General features: G+C 40.9%; 17 protein-coding genes. 14 read left to right on the forward strand and 3 right to left on the reverse strand.

Annotation, left to right across the window (positions count from 1 at the left end):
* Window positions 1-10 precede the first annotated feature (10 nt).
* Together QI30_RS17000 and QI30_RS17005 are read left to right on the forward strand one after the other, a co-directional pair.
* Window positions 11-790, forward strand: a complete 780-nt coding sequence (locus QI30_RS17000; RefSeq protein ID WP_126991773.1) for a TatD family hydrolase — start codon at window positions 11-13, stop codon at window positions 788-790.
* Window positions 791-861: 71 nt separating this feature from the next.
* On the forward strand, window positions 862-1,170 hold the full coding sequence (locus tag QI30_RS17005; protein WP_126991774.1) for a DUF3243 family protein: 309 nt from the start codon (window positions 862-864) through the stop codon (window positions 1,168-1,170).
* Window positions 1,171-1,222: 52 nt separating this feature from the next.
* Here the strand turns inward: QI30_RS17005 and QI30_RS17010 are convergent, their stop codons facing one another.
* On the reverse strand, window positions 1,223-1,954 hold the full coding sequence (locus tag QI30_RS17010; protein ID WP_233600623.1) for a DUF2087 domain-containing protein: 732 nt from the start codon (window positions 1,952-1,954) through the stop codon (window positions 1,223-1,225).
* A 189-nt stretch (window positions 1,955-2,143) separates the two neighbouring features.
* Here QI30_RS17010 and QI30_RS17015 point away from each other — a divergent pair, with 189 nt between their 5' ends.
* The 6 genes from QI30_RS17015 (at window position 2,144) to QI30_RS17040 (ending at window position 9,783) form a co-directional block, all read left to right on the forward strand.
* The gene (locus QI30_RS17015) at window positions 2,144-2,776 is read left to right on the forward strand and encodes a hypothetical protein (RefSeq protein WP_126991776.1); all 633 of its coding nucleotides are present in this window, start codon (window positions 2,144-2,146) and stop codon (window positions 2,774-2,776) included.
* Window positions 2,777-2,866: 90 nt separating this feature from the next.
* Entirely contained in the window at window positions 2,867-4,561 is a 1,695-nt protein-coding gene (locus QI30_RS17020) for an FAD-dependent oxidoreductase (protein WP_126991777.1), read from the forward strand.
* Window positions 4,562-4,763: 202 nt separating this feature from the next.
* A complete protein-coding gene (locus QI30_RS17025; protein ID WP_126991778.1) occupies window positions 4,764-5,741 on the forward strand; it encodes a proline dehydrogenase family protein in 978 nt (325 codons plus the stop codon).
* Window positions 5,742-5,937: 196 nt separating this feature from the next.
* A complete protein-coding gene (pruA, locus tag QI30_RS17030; RefSeq protein WP_126991779.1) occupies window positions 5,938-7,503 on the forward strand; it encodes an L-glutamate gamma-semialdehyde dehydrogenase in 1,566 nt (521 codons plus the stop codon).
* A 663-nt stretch (window positions 7,504-8,166) separates the two neighbouring features.
* A complete protein-coding gene (locus QI30_RS17035; protein ID WP_126991780.1) occupies window positions 8,167-8,478 on the forward strand; it encodes a hypothetical protein in 312 nt (103 codons plus the stop codon).
* A gap of 135 nt (window positions 8,479-8,613) precedes the next feature.
* Window positions 8,614-9,783: a YbfB/YjiJ family MFS transporter gene (locus tag QI30_RS17040; protein WP_126991781.1), complete on the forward strand. Its 1,170-nt coding sequence runs from the start codon at window positions 8,614-8,616 to the stop codon at window positions 9,781-9,783.
* Window positions 9,784-9,936: 153 nt separating this feature from the next.
* Here the strand turns inward: QI30_RS17040 and QI30_RS17045 are convergent, their stop codons facing one another.
* Entirely contained in the window at window positions 9,937-10,413 is a 477-nt protein-coding gene (locus QI30_RS17045) for a DinB family protein (RefSeq protein ID WP_126991782.1), read from the reverse strand.
* A gap of 194 nt (window positions 10,414-10,607) precedes the next feature.
* Here QI30_RS17045 and grpE point away from each other — a divergent pair, with 194 nt between their 5' ends.
* From grpE to QI30_RS17065, 4 genes are all read left to right on the forward strand, one after another.
* A complete protein-coding gene (grpE, locus tag QI30_RS17050; RefSeq protein WP_126991783.1) occupies window positions 10,608-11,363 on the forward strand; it encodes a nucleotide exchange factor GrpE in 756 nt (251 codons plus the stop codon).
* A gap of 13 nt (window positions 11,364-11,376) precedes the next feature.
* The gene (locus tag QI30_RS17055) at window positions 11,377-13,125 is read left to right on the forward strand and encodes an Hsp70 family protein (protein WP_126991784.1); all 1,749 of its coding nucleotides are present in this window, start codon (window positions 11,377-11,379) and stop codon (window positions 13,123-13,125) included.
* A gap of 240 nt (window positions 13,126-13,365) precedes the next feature.
* Entirely contained in the window at window positions 13,366-13,755 is a 390-nt protein-coding gene (locus QI30_RS17060) for a DoxX family protein (RefSeq protein ID WP_126991785.1), read from the forward strand.
* 44 nt (window positions 13,756-13,799) lie between these two features.
* Window positions 13,800-14,666, forward strand: coding sequence for a carbohydrate kinase family protein (locus QI30_RS17065; RefSeq protein ID WP_126991786.1), 867 nt, complete (start codon window positions 13,800-13,802; stop codon window positions 14,664-14,666).
* A 54-nt stretch (window positions 14,667-14,720) separates the two neighbouring features.
* Here QI30_RS17065 and QI30_RS17070 read toward each other — a convergent pair whose 3' ends face one another.
* Entirely contained in the window at window positions 14,721-15,497 is a 777-nt protein-coding gene (locus QI30_RS17070) for an ABC transporter substrate-binding protein (protein WP_126991787.1), read from the reverse strand.
* Window positions 15,498-15,615: 118 nt separating this feature from the next.
* Between QI30_RS17070 and QI30_RS17075 the strand changes: the two genes are divergently transcribed.
* Both QI30_RS17075 and QI30_RS17080 read left to right on the forward strand, forming a co-directional pair.
* Window positions 15,616-16,737, forward strand: coding sequence for a thiolase family protein (locus QI30_RS17075; protein WP_126991788.1), 1,122 nt, complete (start codon window positions 15,616-15,618; stop codon window positions 16,735-16,737).
* 20 nt (window positions 16,738-16,757) lie between these two features.
* A complete protein-coding gene (locus QI30_RS17080) occupies window positions 16,758-18,380 on the forward strand; it encodes a long-chain fatty acid--CoA ligase (protein WP_126991789.1) in 1,623 nt (540 codons plus the stop codon).
* Window positions 18,381-18,391 lie beyond the last annotated feature (11 nt).

The raw sequence follows: 18,391 nt of genomic DNA on the forward strand, positions 1-18,391 counted from the left end.
GACTGACAACATGATTGATATTGGCTTAAATTTAACGGAAGATCAATTTTTAGGAAAAGAACGTGATGTACTGACACGCGCACTAGAAGCGGGGGTCAAACAAATGATTTTAACAGGTGGTAGTGTAGAAGGTAGTGAGCGTGCATTAGCGATGGCGAAGAAGCATGAGCATGTATTGTTTTCAACAGCTGGTGTGCACCCACATGATGCGAAAACATTTGATAATACGTCTGCGGAGCGTTTACGTGCGCTTTATAAGGACCCACAAGTGATTGCGGTTGGAGAATGTGGCCTTGATTTTGATCGCAACTATTCAGACCCGGTGGACCAATACCGCGTATTTGAGACACAGCTTTCTTTAGCTGAAGAAAATGATTTACCGATTTTTTTACATGAACGTGCAGCACATCGCGAATTTATCGATGTCATGAAGCAGCATCCAGCGCTTATTGAACGTGCAGTTGTACACTGCTTCACGGGTGATAAGGAGCAACTTAAAAATTATTTAGATTTAGGCTTTCATATAGGTGTGACGGGCTGGGTATGTGATCCAAAACGCGGTACGGAATTACGTGATGCACTACAATATATGCCACTAGACCGTCTCATGATTGAGACAGATGCACCGTATTTAATTCCAAAAAATTTGAAACCGAAGCCCAAATCACGTACGAATGAACCAATGTATTTACCGCATATCGGCCGTGAAATTGCGGATATTATGCAAGTAGAGGAAACGGGTTTTTTTGAAACAGTAGCTGAGAATACAAAGCGATTTTTCAAATTATAATGTTTAATTAGAGAAATAAAGGGCATCCTAATACATGTACTAGTACAAACTATTTCAAGGAGGTTCTAGCAATGGATGAAAATTTAAACCAAGTAGATAAAAAGTTAAATAATTTAACTCCCGAACAGAAGCAAAAAATCTTAGATGATTTTGAAGATTTCAAATCTTATTTAGGTAAGCAAGTATTACGTGGTGAAAAACTTGGATTGAGCGAAGAAACGTTAGCAAAAGGTGCTAAATTCGTCGCAGAACATCTAGCTAAAAATGAAGATCCGCAAAATAGTGAGCAAAATTTACTGCAAGAGCTATGGAAAGTTACACAATCAGATGAAGAAAAAACAACACTTTCGACATTACTTGTGCGACTCGTTCAACAATAAATTATCTTGAAAAAACCAGGTGTCTTTTAATAGCACCTGGTTTTTTGTTTGGCTACGAATGAGCTGTCAGTTCATAATGTGAACCGTCATCACTACGCGTCATAAAGCCATATTCAATTAAATAGCGGCGTAGCGAAACGTAATCTTCATGAACGCCTTTCAAAATGGCATTGACCTGTGCCTCTGTATACGATTTTTTTGCTTCAAATCGTGTGATAATATGCTGTAGTATGACAATTTTGCGCTTTTCTTTACTCGGAATGGTCTCGATAGCACCATCTAAACCTTCTTTAAAATAGTTACTTAAAATCTTTTGGCGCTCATCATTTGTTATGGCATAACGTTCATCCACTTGCTTTGCCCCCTCATGTACCGAATATGGATGTGGTGTTTTTAATAGTTCCATTAAGGCTAAATAATAATGTGCTTGGCGCTCACGCTCGCGCATTTTAAAACGATGTTGTCGGACAGTTGAGACACTTGAAATGGTATCGGACTTTTCGACAATTTCCTCATCACTTAAGCCCTCATAAAAATAGCGTAGCATTTCCACCTGAATATCTGAGAGACCGATGTCTTTTTTAGGGCGTTGTAAAAGCATTTCAAAATTGCCGCCATGTACTTCGTTTATATGTTGTTGCATTTTATACGTAGCATCAAAAAAACGACTGTCTATTGAAAAAATTTCATGAACAGATAAGGTCAAATCACAATATAAACAATGGAGTTGCTCATTATCCGTTTTATAACCAAGGTGTAAAGACACCTTTTCAATATTTTTCATAAACAAAAACACCTTTCGTTTGTTTTATAATAAACAATATATATTTTATTTAAATAAATGTAAACAAAAAAATAAAAAGTTTATAAAGTAATAGAAAACACTATAATGGTATGGTATTCTTAATAAAGTATTTGAATTTTTCTAAAATTAATGTGTTTTCGATATGTGATAAGGGAGTAAAGCAATCAAATGAACAATCAAATTATACAAAAAAATTGTTTGTTTTTAATTGATCAAGCGCAATTCACTGTCTTTCTGGAAGAGAAAGCATTGCTAGAGGATGCGTTACCAGCGTCTCCTGCTTGGTCAACGATGACAGATGATTATGAAACAGCGAAACTTTCGATATGGGCGCAGTTAAATAGTGAGCGTTTAGTCAGTGTTCGAAATTGGGAAAAATCATTTGTTTATCCAGCAAATTATTATTTGATGGAAATTATGTACAATCATCCAGCAGTCACAGATTTTCTACAAAAATATGCTTATTATGCGCCTTCAGCGTATGTATTGGCACATTTTATATTGCAAAAAACAACAGAAGGATTAAGTAAAATAATGGATACTAAAAATGTTCAATATTTTAATTCATTTGATTCTCAGACGAAGCTTTACTATGATGCTGTACAAAAATCAGAGGAGAATGAGCGCTTTCAAAGTCATCAACGCAAGCTAATACATGCATTGATTAAAGATCGTAATCATAACAATGTTTATGGTGAAAGTGTGAAAATTGCGGTGCGTAATGCGGCAGGTTGGCTTATTGCACATAAAATAGAGCCTTTAAAAATGACGTTCTCTGATGAAGAAATGAAAACTTTCTAGTAGCAATGCTAGGAAGTTTTTTACGTAATGTATTGTTTTAATACCCCTATAGGTATAAAATTAAGCTATATTCAATAATGGAGGGATAGTATGTCGAAAAAAGTTGTTGTGATTGGCGGCGTAGCAGGAGGAGCTTCTACTGCTGCACGTGTTCGTCGTTTAGATGAAAAAGCTGAGATTATTATGCTTGAAAAAGGTCCACATGTATCATTTTCTAATTGTTCATTACCGTTTCATTTAAGTGGAATTGTTGAGAATAGCGAAAAATTATTAATGATGGATCCGGTACAATTTAAGAAAAAATACAATATTGATGCACGTGTTTTTCAAGAGGTAACACATATTGATAAAGTGAATAAAAAAGTGACAATACATAATCATGCAACAGGTGAAACAAGTGATGAGAGCTATGATGTGTTGGTGCTGTCTCCTGGTGCCAAACCAATCGTACCAGCGCTTCCGGGTATCGATGCGACACATGTTTTTACAGTGCGTAATGTCGTGGATATTGAACGCTTACAGCAGTATGTATCACAAGATACGATTGAAAATATCGCCGTTATCGGTGGTGGATTTATCGGTGTAGAAGTGGCAGAAAATCTACGCCTAGCGAATAAAAATGTTGCACTGATTGAATTTGCACCACAAGTAATGGCGCCATTTGATGACGATATGGTTCAAATCATTCATAAGGAGATGCTTGATAAAGGCATTGATTTACGTGTAGGAGATGGTCTTGCATCTATCGAGGACAAAACAGTTACATTGCAGTCAGGTAAGCAAGTAAAAGCGGATGCAGTCGTACTAGCCATTGGCGTTCGTCCAGATACTACTTTAGCAGAGGATGCGGGCTTAGATATTGGCGAAACGGGTGCCATTGTTGTCGATGGTAATTATGTTACAAGTGATCCATCGATTTATGCGGTAGGCGATGCGATTGAAGTATTCCACCAAATTTTGCATAAGAAAACACGTCTTGCGCTGGCAGGACCAGCTCAAAAACAAGCGCGTGCAGCGGCAGACCACATGTACGGCATCACAAACCGTCACCGCGGTGTCATTGGTTCATCAAGCATTCAAATTTTTGATTACGCATGTGCGACAACGGGCATCAATGAGCGCACAGCACGTGAAGCAGGTATGACAGTCGATAGCGTTTATGTTATTTCGCCTGATAAAGTGGGGTTAATGCCGAATAGTAATCCGCTTCATTTCAAATTAATTTTTGAAGTGCCAACAGGAAAGATTGTCGGTGCACAAGCAATTGGTAAAGGCAATGCGGACAAACGAATTGATGTCATTGCGACGCTTATTTCATTTGGTGGCACAGTCGATGATTTAAAAGATTTAGAGTTATCGTATTCACCAATGTATGGCACAGCGAAAGATGTTGTGAATATGGCGGCACTCGTAGCGGATAATCTTTTAGCGGGGCGCTTCAAGCAAGTTCATGTGTCACAAACGCGTGAATTAGTAGAATCAGGGGCCTATATTGTCGATGTGCGTGAAGAGGCAGAATTAAAAAATGGCATGCTAAAAGGTGCATATAATATTCCTTTAAGCCAGTTACGTGAACGTATGGATGAAATTCCTCGCGATATTCCAGTTTATATTCACTGTCGTTCTGCACAACGAAGCTATAACGCAACGGTAGCGCTTCAAGGTGCTGGCTTTACAAATGTAAAAAATATGGCAGGCTCATTCTTAGGCACATGCTTATATGAATATTTCCGTGATACAACAGAAGGTCGCGAGCCGATTGTAACGAACTATAACTTTAAATAATACCTATAAGGGTATAAAAGGTCTTTCTTTTTGCAAAAGAAAGGCCTTTTTATTATGCTTCAAAAATATTTTTTATGAATGATGAAAGCGCTTTAGTGAACGTTTTTCTGTGATAAACGAGAAAAAGTAGAAAAAATAATAGTTGCAAAAATAAAAAAAACGTTTTATGCTTCAAATCAAATAATGCAAGGGGGTTTGGGCAATGGCTGAACTACTAAAAAATTTCTTTTTGACACTATCAAATAGTCGTACGCTAAATGCAGGGGCACAAAAATTTGGATTGAAATTAGGTGCACAATCTGTCGTGGCGGGGACAAATATTGACGAGGCAATCGAGACGATTCGTCATTTGAATGAGCAAGGCATCGAAGCAACAATTGATAATTTAGGGGAATTTGTACATGACCGCGCTGAAGCAACAGCAGCAAAAGAGCAAATTTTAGCAGTCGTAGAAGCGATTCATGTGAGTGGTGTTCAATCCCATATTTCGATTAAGCCATCACAGGTGGGTCTGGATATTGATTATGATTTTTGCTTAGAGAATGTATTAGAAATTGCTGAAAAAGCGTATGAGTATGGTATTTTTATTAACTTAGATCAAGAAAATTATTCACGCTTACATCCGACATTTTCGATTTTAGAAGCGGTCCATGCCAAATACCCAGGTATCGTTGGTACAGTAATTCAAGCGTATTTCCACGAGGCGATGGATAATTTAGAAAAATACAGTGATTATCGATTACGCATTGTAAAGGGTGCGTATAAGGAGCCAGCAGATGTGGCCTATACAGACAAGGCAGACATTGATGCAAACTATGTAAAACTTTTAGAATATAGTTTACTGCATGCAAAATATACATCGGTTGCGACACATGATCATACGATTATTGCGCATATTAAAAAATTTGTTAAAGAGCATGATATTTCGAATGATAAATTTGAATTCCAAATGCTCTATGGTTTCCGTTCAGATATGCAAAAGGAATTGGCAAAAGAAGGGTATCACTTCACAACATATGTACCGTTTGGCGAAGATTGGTACGGCTACTTTATGCGCCGTCTAGCAGAGCGTCCACAAAATTTAGCGCTTGTAACGAAGCAAGTGTTCAACAAAAAAACAAATACGCTACTTGGTTTAGCAGCAGGGGCTTTCTTAATCGGTCGCCTTTCAAAACGTTAAAGCATGAAAGAAGTCAGGGAATGGATTCCTTGGCTTCTTTTTTTACGCGTAAATGTTGTTTGGGGCAATTAAATTCTCGAAAAAACAAAAAAATCGTATAAAACAGTTGCTTTGTAAAATAATTATGCACTATAATAAAAATGTAAAATATAAATGTGCAAAATATTTTGGCACTTTCACCGAGGAGGATTTATTGATGATTGATGTAAAAAACTTACCAGACTACGTAACAGAACCATTAACAGATTTTTCGAAAGAGGAAAATGTAACGGCTTACAAAGCAGCACTTGAAAAAGTGAAAGCGACGCTTGGCACAGACTATCCGTTAATTATTGGTGGCGAACGTGTTACAACGGATGGCAAAATTACGTCTTATAACCCAGCGCATAAAACACAAGTTGTAGGGACGGTGTCAAAATCAACAAAAGAATTAGCGGAACGTGCGATGCAGGTCGCAGATGCAAAATTCGATGAGTGGAGTAAAACCCCAGCGGAAGAGCGCGCGGCGATTTTATTACGAGCAGCAGAAATTACGAAGGAACGTCGCCATGAAATGTCAGCGATGATGACGCTAGAAGCAGGCAAGCCATGGATTGAAGCGGATGCGGATACAGCAGAAGCGATTGACTTTATGGAATATTATGCGCGTCAAATGCTGGAGCTAAAAGATGGCAAGCCAGTCAACTCACGTGACGGTGAGAAAAATACATTCGAATACCGTTCACTTGGTGTCGGTGTGATCATCTCACCTTGGAATTTCCCATTTGCGATTATGGCGGGTACAACGGTTGCAGCTGCAGTTGCAGGGAATACGGTGTTATTAAAACCAGCGTCAACAACGCCAGTGATTGCTTATAAATTTATGGAAATTTTAGAGGAGGCTGGTCTTCCGGCCGGCGTTGTCAACTACATTCCAGGGCCTGGCGGTGAGGTGGGTGACTACTTAGTTGACCATCCACGTACACGCTTTGTATCCTTCACGGGTTCTCGTGATGTCGGCTTACGCATTAACGAGCGCGCATCAAAAGTAAATGAAGGTCAAATTTGGATCAAACGTGTCATTGCAGAAATGGGCGGAAAAGATACGATTGTGGTCGACAAAGAGGCGGATTTAGATTTAGCAGCTGAATCTATTGTGAAATCAGCATTTGGTTTTTCTGGTCAAAAATGTTCAGCTTGTTCACGTGCGGTGATCGTAGAGGATGTGTACGATGAGGTACTTGAAAAAGTGGTGAAATTAACGAATGACTTAACAATCGGGGATCCACAAGACTTCTCAAACTTCATGGCAACCGTTATTGACGAGGCTGCATTCAAAAAAATTACAAGCTACTTCGATGTAGCGAAAGAAGAAGGTCGCATCGTTGCTGGTGGGACAGCGGATGATTCAACAGGTTACTTCGTCAACCCAACAGTTGTCGCAGATGTTGCACCAAACGCACGCTTAATGCAGGAAGAAATCTTCGGTCCAATCGTTGCTTTCTCAAAAGCAAAAGATTTTAATGAAGCATTAGACATCGCAAACAACACAGAATACGGCTTAACAGGTGCTGTTATTTCAGACAACGAAGACCATATTGCACAGGCAAAACAAGATTTCTTCGTTGGGAACCTATATATCAACCGTGGCTGTACAGGTGCCATCGTTGGCTACCAACCATTTGGTGGCTACAATATGTCCGGCACTTGCTCAAAAGCAGGTGGCCCAGACTTTATCGGTCTGCATCTACAATCAAAATCAATTTCAACTGCATTACGCTAATATAATAGAAGAAAGTCCATTTTTTAATCGATAATAGATGCCAACAATATCGCTTACACGACTAAAGAGAACCCGTATGATTCGACGGGTTCTCTTTTTTAATAGTATGACTTGTTGATATTTTTTAGAATGCCATTGCGTCATATCACCATGTCTTTATTTTTGTAGAAGTAACGAATTTTTTCGTTTTGAAAGGCTGTGGTAGCTATTTTTTTAAGAAGATAAAATGTGTAAATGTTTCGGCGAAATCTTTGCTAACGTTCATTTCAGCGTAAGAATTTACGAATGAAGTATTGTATTTTTTATAAATGGTACTACGGTTTATCGTGCCGTATTTTTCCCAGTCCTTCATCGTGTTGCCTTTTAAGAATGCCTTATAAAAATGATGTAGCAATGAATTTTTTCATATGTTTACTATAGAACCTAAGATATTTAGGCTAAAAATAGTAAAATTTTTATGTTGAATACAAGCAAATACTCTATCGTATATAAGTCTATACAATAAATACTAAGTACTTACAGCATATTTATTATATTTCAAATATGTAAAAATTCTTAAATTTTTAAAAGCAATTGCTTGAATTTTGAGCGATTTGGGAACAATATAAGTATAAGAGCAGTCAAAACTACATAGGTAAGGAATCGCTTGAGAGGGGGATGCAAATGCTACTTAGCATATTGATTACAGCAATTACGTTGCTACTTGTCATCCAAATTTTTAGAAAACGTACAATCATTAAGCAACTTACGCACAAGGAACGTTATTTAGCTCTAACTTCATATTGTGGATTATTTACACTCATGATCATCGGCTATCATTTTCTTGATAAGTGGATTATGATCTTAGATGTAACGAAATTTATTCGGAGTGTTGTGTTTTTTGTTTATTGCTTTATTACCGTTTGCTTGATTGCGGTACTTTTAGAGCGTATGTTACCGAAAAAACTATTATCTGTGTTGATTAAACAACATTAAAGCGGAATGCTTTCTATCATAGTGAAACCCTATATTACATAAAAATGTAATATGGGGTTTTTTTCTATATTATTCATTATTTTACGCTTTCATGTATGGATAATTGGTATACTTAGGAACTAAGGGGGGATGGGTATGACATGGCGTCATTTTGGTGTAGTCGTAGGGGGAATTTTGTTACTTGTCATTGCGATGGGCATTAGCCGCTTCGCGTTTACGCCGATTTTACCGTATATGCGACAAGATGTCGGCTTTTCATTTCAGGAAGCGAGTTATTTAGCTTCTAGCAATTATATTGGTTATTTTATCGGAGCCATTTGGGCAGGCTTTTTATACAAACGACGTAAGGTCATTTTAATTTGGAGCGTCGTTATCAACGTGCTATCTGTCTTATTGATGGGAATTGTAGATTTCTTTACGGTATGGTTAGTATTACGCTTAATTGCAGGCATTACTGGGGGCTTAATTTTTGTCTTAACATCAAGCGTCATCATGGATTATTTAGCACATCATGCACTCGCAAAATGGTCAGGCTACTTATTTAGTGGCATTGGTCTCGGCATTGCATTATCCGGCTTAATCGTGCCATTTTTAGCGGAACGTGTGCTATGGACGGGAGCATGGATTGGTCTAGGCATCCTATCAGCCATTTTCGTAGTATGTATTCATGTATTATGGCGTCCAGTTGAAGTGCCCGAGCTGAAAAAGATTGAAAAAACAGCCGACACGCGCGTTGTGAAGGGCTTTATGCTGTGGCTTATTGTAGCATATGGCTTTGAGGGGCTCGGCTATATTATTACCGGCACTTTTCTAGTGGATATTATTCATCATATTCCAGCGCTAATGGACTATGCTGGCTATAGCTGGGTTGTTGTTGGCTTAGCGGCAGTACCATCTGCGCCAATTTGGACTGTATTACTTGAAAAAACATCGGCCATTACGTTACTAGTTAGCGCGTATAGTTTACAAATTATCGGCATCCTGTTACCGGTGTTTTCACAAACCGTTTCAAGTGTACTACTCTCTTCTTTTTTATACGGCTTAACGTTTGTTGGCATCGTCACGCTAACGACTGCGTATGCGCGAAAACGTTATCCACAGCAAAGTGGGGTCGTTGTCTCGTTATTGACGAGCGTCTATGCATTTGGTCAAATTATTGGGCCACTTTTTGCGGGGGAAATTGTATCAATTTATCATGATCAATTAGCAGCGCTTGCATTTGCGGGCGTAATGGTGACAGTTGCACTTATTATTTTATGTGTTGGGCGCATGCTCACCGTACGACAAGAGGGATTGAGCGAATAATTAGCATAAGAAAAAGAGGCTTTGACATACGTGTAGAAACAGCCTTTCCTATGAGCATAAGAAAAACCGGAATCGCGCGGTGGTGCGGTTCCGGTTTTTCGTTGCGAACGCTAAAAAAGGAACATGACGTGTTTTGCCTCAGTCTCTTTTTTATTAGCGCTGCATTTCTTGTGTAGGGCCCATTACTGGAGGAACTGTAAGCCCTGCTTGGCGTAATAAAACCGTCATTTGACCACGGTGATGTGTTTGGTGGTCGATGAACATGCGCAGTACCGCGCCACGAGGAGCATTTCCTTGAATAAATGGTACTTCCTCAAGTAATGCTTCATCTGTAAGTGTGTCTGCTTTTTCAGTAATCTCTGCTGCAATTTGCTCGTAAGCGGCTACGATTTTTGCGGCTTCTGTAGGAACTTCTTGTGGGTTGCCTACAGATGTTAATTGTAGTCCAGCAACTTGTCCGACGAAGAACATAGGGGCAGTAGCTAAATGCCAGCCTAACCAACCTAATGTGCTATGACCTTCAACAATTGCTTGGTTTAATGTGTCATCAGTTAAAGCACCTAATACCATTTTTGTGCCACCGGCGGCATGTGCCCAGTCTTGTTTGAAATCTTCCATTTTGCGATACATTGTAACACGCTCCTTTTCGTTATTATTATGCCATAATTTATCAGGCGTATTCAATTGGAATGCCTGTAATCGCAACCCTTTAATAGAGAGAAAATGCGATAATTTATAAAAAAATAGGAAAATAAGACGATAATATTTATGATGTTTGTAAATCGAAAGAAGTGGTTAAAGTAAGGATGAGGAGGTATAGGGACATGACTGTCAACGGGTTATTACAACAATATAGTGAATGGGTGCTTGAAGACCGCCTACGTCATGCTACGATGGTATTTTGTGGCTACGCAAAGGACATGCTTGAGCCGATTGAGCAGCTTTTAACGTATAGCTTTCGTGAGCAGGAACGCCAAACGTGGTTGGATGCCTTTCAGACACTGCGAACAAATGTCGCCAAACTGGACCATGTCGCAGATTATGATGATGAAAAATATGTTCATTTAATTAAACAACTGCGACAAGAAGGAGCCTCATTACGCATATTAAATCATATACAGCGCGAGCATCAGCGCTTTTTAGATGTTATGACAAAGGAGTTACTCGCGCCGTTATATGAGCCGCTTGAACGATTAGCTAGTTTAGCTGATTTTGATTTTGAAGAGCTACAAGCCATCGAGGTCATTCGCCGCTTTAGTTATAAACCGATTGAAATTATTGACCAATTCGATTATTTTTCAGAAAGTCTGAGCGGGACGAGCATTAAAGCAGCAACACTTGCGCAGTTAACATTATTAATTGCACAGTTAATTGAGCAGCTCGCGCATTTTAATGTTTATGAGCTAGATGTGTTACATAAGGAATTAGATGGTGAATATATGGTGAGTATCGGCGCGATGCCGTGCAGTCTCGCGCCTGATGTAGCGCGCCATCATGTATGCAAAGTATTCGAGCGAGGATTTTATATAAAAGAGACGAATGACGTGTTGCGCGAAGCAAAAGTGATGACCGTCATGTAACGGAGGAGAGCATATGACAATTTTAGGAATCGATTTAGGCACAACAAATTCAGCGATGGCGTATGTTAAAAATGGTCAGCCTGAAATGATTGTCAATTCACGAGGTGAGCGCACGACCCCATCTGTATTTCAAAAAAATATTAACGGCGAGCTAGTTGTGGGCAGTGTGGCGAAAAATCAATATTCATCCCTCCCGGAGCAAACCGTACTCGAAATTAAGCGGAAGATGGGGACGGATGAAAAAATAACGGTCGGCGAAACAAGCTTTACACCAGAACAAATTTCAGCACATTTTTTAAAGTATTTAAAGCAGGCCGCAGAAGATTTTTTAGGTGAAAAAATTACCGAAGCGGTCATTACAGTACCGGCGTATTTTTCAGATGCACAGCGTAAAGCAACTAAAATTGCTGGTGAAATCGCGGGGTTAAAGGTCGAGCGTATTTTGAATGAACCAACCGCAGCAGCGATTGCTTATGGACTAGATCACCCTGATAGTGAGAAAAATATTATCGTCTATGATCTAGGCGGTGGAACCTTTGATATTTCCGTCGTACGTTTGGATAAAAATCTAATCGAAGTCAAGGCGAGCGCAGGGGACAATCATTTAGGTGGTATGGATTTAGACCGCTTATTAGTGGACTGGGTAGCGGAGCAGTTTGCGGAGCAATATGATGTGCCACTATTTAGTTTTGGTGAAGCGTCCGAGATTACACAGCGTCATGCCCGTGTGAAGCTCGAAGCGGAAAATGTTAAAAAGTCATTATCTAGTGAACTATCGGCGACATTTAATTTACCTTTTTTAGCAGTGTACGAAGGAAAGCCGATTTCACTTGATTATACGATTACACGTGCGGAATTTGAGGACATTGTGCGTCCGCTATTAGAGGAGACCCTCGTGCATGTTGATAAGGCCATTCACGATGCAAAACTTGCACCAGATGCCATTGATGACATTATTTTAATTGGTGGCGCGACGCGTATTCCGCTCGTTCAGCAACTTGTTGAAGCAAAATTTGAGCGCATGGCGAAAAAGGATATTAACCCAGATGAAGCGGTCGCATTAGGTGCTGCGATTCAAGGAGCGATGAAAGAAGATAGCCTGTCGGAGGAATCAAGTCTAATGGTCATTGATGTGTGTCCGTATACACTTGGGACCGATGTTTTACGCATTGTTGATGGCAAGCGTCAATCCGGTTACTTTGATATTTTAATTCGCCGCAATGAGCCGCTTCCAGTGACAGCAAAAAAAATCTACAATACGGTCAATGATAATCAAACGACGATTGATATTGGCGTTTATCAAGGGGATGATGAGGATGCGCGTGTCAATGATGACTTACGCATTACTGAAACGCCGCTTATTGTTGATGAAATTCCAGAAAATGCGGCTGGGAAGGAAAAAGTAGAGATTATGTTCCGCTATGACGTCAACGGACTGATTCAAATTGAAGCGACAGTGCTCAGTACAGGACGTACGATTTCACAGGTGCTTGATGCACAGCGCGGTATTATGTCGGCGCGTCAAGTGAAAGAGGCGAAGCTCGAATTATTTGATGACTGGGAAAAATCAAAGCTTGCGAGTGAGATGAAGGGTGTCATTCGTCGTGCAAAAAAAGTGCGCCGTAATGCCGAGCCCCAGCAAGCTGTACAAATCGAAGAGGCTATTCAACAGCTTGAATATGCGATTCAAGAAACGGATGTTGAGCTTGTGAAGACGCGCGAGGAAGCGTTACTTGATTTATTAATGGAGATTATTGAATAGGCATCTTGTGTCTAGAGCACGTTTAAAGTGAGTACTTTAAATGTGCTTTTTTATTTTTTCATAATGAAAACTAAGGAATATTGTCGTTAATTTGTGAAACGAAACTTCACAGACTATAAGGCATATCACGTAATTCTTAGTAAAATGGTTGACTTTATCAAGTATTCATTTTAAAGTTACTTACAATTCGTAAGTGATAGATGGCCAACATCGTTTGCAAATACAAAAAAGGAGCTTATTATGGAAAAACAACAACTTGCTACATTGCTATTACGTATTATGCTTGGCGCATCATTTTTAATACATGGACTATCTAAATTTCAAGGAGGCGTTGGCAATACTGCCGCATGGTTTGATTCTATCGGCTTGCCAGGTGGCTTAGCGTACGTGGTTGCCATCATCGAAGTGCTAGGTGGTATTTTAATGATTTTAGGTATTGCCACGCGCTATGTCGCGATTGCATTCGTTGCGATTATGCTCGGTGCTATTTTCAGCGTGAAAGCAGCAAATGGCTTTTTGGGTAATGACCAAGGGGCTGGCTATGAGTTAGAGCTTGTATTAGCAGTAATGGCGATTTATTTTGTGTTAGCACCATTTAATGTCTATTCATTCACACGCAAAAAAGCATAGCGAAAATCCACTTCATAGCGTACGATAAAATAGGGTGAATGGACATGACAAAGATTTTAACATTTGGCGAAGCATTAATTGATATGCTGCCATTAGATGATACAAATACAGTGTATGAAAAATGCGCAGGCGGAGCACCGGCAAACGTCGCAGTAGGAATTGCCAAATTAGGCGGTAATGCGGCGTTTATGACAACGGTCGGCAATGACGCAAATGGCCGCTTTTTAACGGATACTTGCGCGTCTTACGGTGTGGATACGACGTCTATGTTTACAACAGATAAGGCACATACAGGTATGGCGTTTGTGACGCTTGAAAACGGCGAACGCTCATTTGATTTTATCGTGCAGCCAAGTGCGGACCAATTTTTATCCGTTGCGACGGTTAGAGAAGCGAAGGCGGCCTTTGATGGCGTAACGATTTTCCATTACGGCTCGCTTTCATGCACTCAGGAATCAACGAAGCAGGCAACCATTACAGCGATTAAACAAGCGAAGGCACAAGGCGCATTGATTTCATATGATCCGAATCTACGCTTGAATTTATGGCAAAATGAAGCTCTTGCACGCGAAACGATTCTCGATATGTGGCAATACGCCGATATCGTCAAAATTTCGGAGGAAGAGCACGCCTTTTTAGGGGAACTACCGACCTGTAAGCTACTCGTCATAACACAGGGCGAAAAGGGTTGTATTGTACAAACCGCCGCGCGTTCTTTTCATGTGCCAGGTTATGCCGCATCTGTTGTTGATACAACGGGCGCCGGGGATGCCTTTGTGGCGGCGATGCTTCAAAGCATTGTCGAGCAGCGCTCACTAGAGGAAATTTTTGCACGTGCGAATAAAGCAGGTGCTATGGCTGTTACGCGAAAAGGAGCCATGACCGGTCTACCAATGGCAGAAGAACTATAATTGTATAATTCGATAAAAAGGCACTATGTCAATATGACACAGTGCCTTTTTTGCTTAGTTAAACGCTTGTTGAATCGTATTAAAATAATGCGCTGCCTTGAGCATACGTGCGCCGTACCAAAACATTTCACCGTCTACAAAAATGATTTTTGCGTTTGCTAAATATGGTTCAAATTCTGCGCGATGCTTTTCAGAGAACGGGAATGGCTCAGAGGACAGCAGGACATAGTCAAGCTTTGCCTGCTGCAAATCTTCGATCGTTACCGCAGGATAGCGACCGTCAAGCTTCGTTATAGGATTGGTGAAGCCGAGCATTTCGAGTAGACTCGTAATATAGGTCGTCTTACCGACCGCCATATACGGCTTTCGCCACATTATATAGGCAGCATTACCAGATAGTGCCGGAAGTTGTGCAAAGGTTTTTTGAATCTCGTCTATTAATGCAACTGCCGCTTGCTGCACGCTCGCTAATGTACCGAGTGTTTCAATCAAACGATAGGCATCATCTACGGTCTCAACCTGGCATACGAATACAGGGTAGTGCGCGGCTAATGTCTCGACTATTTCCTTTGTGTTTTCTTCCTTTTCCGCAATAATTAATGTCGGATTGAGCGCGTGAATGGCTGCTTCATCTATCGTTTTTGTGCCACCAACGACTGCAATATCTTCGACGATTTCTTGTGGGAAAATGCAATATTTGGTGCGCCCAACGACAGATTTACTGCCTAATTCAAGCAATGTCTCCGTAATAGCGGGGCATAGTGAAATAATGCGCTGGGGCCCCGGTTGTACTACAAGTTGTCGACCTAAATGATCATGAATGGTTGTCAATAGTTCTCACCTCATCTTCTATTATAAAATATTCATCAGAAAATTGTGAAAATTTTCTGTATCATGTAAAATAATACATATAAAAAGACAGAATATGCTAGTTTAAGGGGGATTTTAAATGCGTGAAGCAGTAATTGTAGCAGCAACAAGAACCGCGGTTGGCCGTCGAAAAGGTGGCCTCGCTGATGTACGCCCAGATGATTTATTAGCAGATATTTTAGAAAGTGTTGTTAAACGAGCCGGTATTGAAAAGGCGGCAGTTGAGGATGTCATTATTGGCTGTGTGACACAATCACAGGAGCAGTCCATGAATATTGCGCGTACGGCAACGCTAATGGCGGGCTTCCCAATTGAAGTGCCAGGTGTAACGATTGACCGTCAGTGTGGCTCTAGTCTACAGGCCATGCATTTTGCGGCACAGGCTATTCTTGCGGGTGATATGGACATTGTGATTGCCGGGGGTGTCGAGAGTATGACACGTGTCCCAATGTTTATTCATACAGATGGTGCGCAACAAAGTAAGCGCTTACGAGAGCAATATGACATTATTCATCAAGGGTTATCAGCAGAGCGTATGGCGGAGAAATGGGCCTTAACGAAAGAGGACGTCAATGACTTTGCGGCAACGAGCCATAAGCGCGCGTTACAAGCCATCGAAGCGGGTCATTTTGACGAAGAAATCACAGCGATTGGGCATGTGACGCGTGATGAGGGACCGCGCCCAGATACGAATAGCGAGTCGCTTGCGGCACTTAAAACGGTTTTTAAAGAAGATGGCGTTATTACAGCCGGCAATGCCTCACAGATGAGTGACGGTGCTTCGGCGGTTGTTGTTATGTCGCTTGAAAAGGCACAGGAGCTTGGGCTAAAGCCGCTTGCTAAAATTATTGCGCGTAGTGTCGTAGGTTCTGACCCAACGCTCATGCTAACCGGACCGATTGAGGCGACAAAGCGTGTGCTACAGCGTGCAAATTTAACACTAGCGGACATTGATACGTTTGAGGTCAATGAAGCATTTGCGCCGGTGCCACTCGTCTGGGCACAGGAGCTTGGGGCGGATTTAACAAAAGTAAATCCCGACGGCGGTGCTATTGCGCTCGGCCACCCATTAGGTGCGACCGGCACGAAGCTTGTGACATCGATGCTGTACCGCATGCAGCGTGAAAATTTACAGTATGGTCTAGTGGCGATTTGTGAAGGTATGGGGATGGCGAATGCAACGATTTTAGAAAAAATGTAAACGACAAAGGAGCGAGACATATGCATATGATGGATACACCTTTATTGTTAACGGGTTTTTTTAAACGAGCAGAACGGTATTTTGGGCATAAAAAAATTTACTCACGTACAGGACCAGAAACAATGCATGAATTTACGTATAAGGAATACGCAGAGCGTACGCGGCGTCTAGCTTCTTCGCTAACGAAATTAGGTATGACACGCGGTACAAAAATTGCGACATTTTGTTGGAATGACCATCGCCATTTAGAAATGTATTTTGCGGTGCCATGCAGTGAGGCGATTTTGCATACGGTAAATATTCGCTTGTCACCGGAGCATATTGTATATGTGATTAATCATGCCGAGGATGACGTATTAATTGTTGACCATACGCTCTTAAAATTAATCGAGGCGGTAGCACCACTACTAAAAACGGTGAAAACTTTTATTGTGTGTGGGGATGCGGTAGATGTGTCAGCGACAACGTTACCGAATGTTTATTCCTATGAGGACCTCATTCAGTCGGGCGATCCAACACATGTCTTTGCCGAAGATTTTGACGAAAATACACCGGCTGGGATGTGTTATACATCTGCCACAACGGGTATGCCAAAAGGCGTTGTTTACACGCATCGCAGTATCGTACTGCATAGCTTTGCAATGATGTTTAAAGATAGTGTGGCGTTAAGCGAGCATGATATTATGCTGCCGATTGTGCCAATGTTCCACGTAAATGCATGGGGCATGCCGTTTGTATGCGTGAATTTGGGTGCGACACAAGTATTACCTGGACCACTCTTCACACCGGAATTATTACTTGATTTATGTGAGCAATACGGTGTGACGATCTCAGCAGGCGTGCCAACGATTTGGCTCGGTTTTTTACAAGAGCAAAAGAAAAAGCCGCGTGACCTATCAAGTCTCCGTCTCATTGTCAGTGGCGGCTCAGCTTCGCCAATTAGTATGGCAAAAGCTTTTGAGGAAATGGGCATTACCTTCTATACGGGCTATGGTATGACGGAGACATCTCCACTTGTGAGTGTATCGATTTATACGTCACAAACAGAGCAGTATGATTATGAGGAGCGCATGGACATTCGTACAACGCAAGGGCTTACAGTGCCACTCGTAGAAGCGCGTATTGTGAATGAAAACGGTGATGTACCATGGGACGATGAGACGATGGGCGAGCTAATTGTCAAAGGACCATGGATTGCAGCAGAGTATTACCGCGATGAGCGTACAAATGATGCCTTTAAAGATGGCTGGCTTTATACGGGAGATATTGCGGTTTATACGAAAGATGGCAATATTCGCATTACCGACCGTACGAAAGATTTAATTAAATCAGGCGGTGAATGGATTTCCTCGATTGAGTTAGAAAATGCGCTCATGTCTTATGAAAAGGTCGCAGAAGCGGCGGTCATTGCGGTACCACATCCGAAATGGCTTGAGCGTCCGGTTGCCTGTGTGGTGGTGAAAGAAGAATTTAAAGACACTGTTACAAAAGAAGAGCTACTTGATCATTTACGACAAGATTTTGCACGTCTGTGGATACCAGATGATGTCGTCTTTTTAGAAGAAATTCCAAAAACATCGGTCGGCAAATTCTTAAAGCAGCAATTGCGTGAGGATTTAAAGGACTATCAATTACCTGAATAACAAGCGCGAGG

It is taken from the genome of Candidatus Kurthia intestinigallinarum (assembly GCF_003991225.1).
In the GTDB taxonomy this organism is placed as follows: Bacteria; Bacillota; Bacilli; order Bacillales_A; family Planococcaceae; genus Kurthia; species Kurthia populi.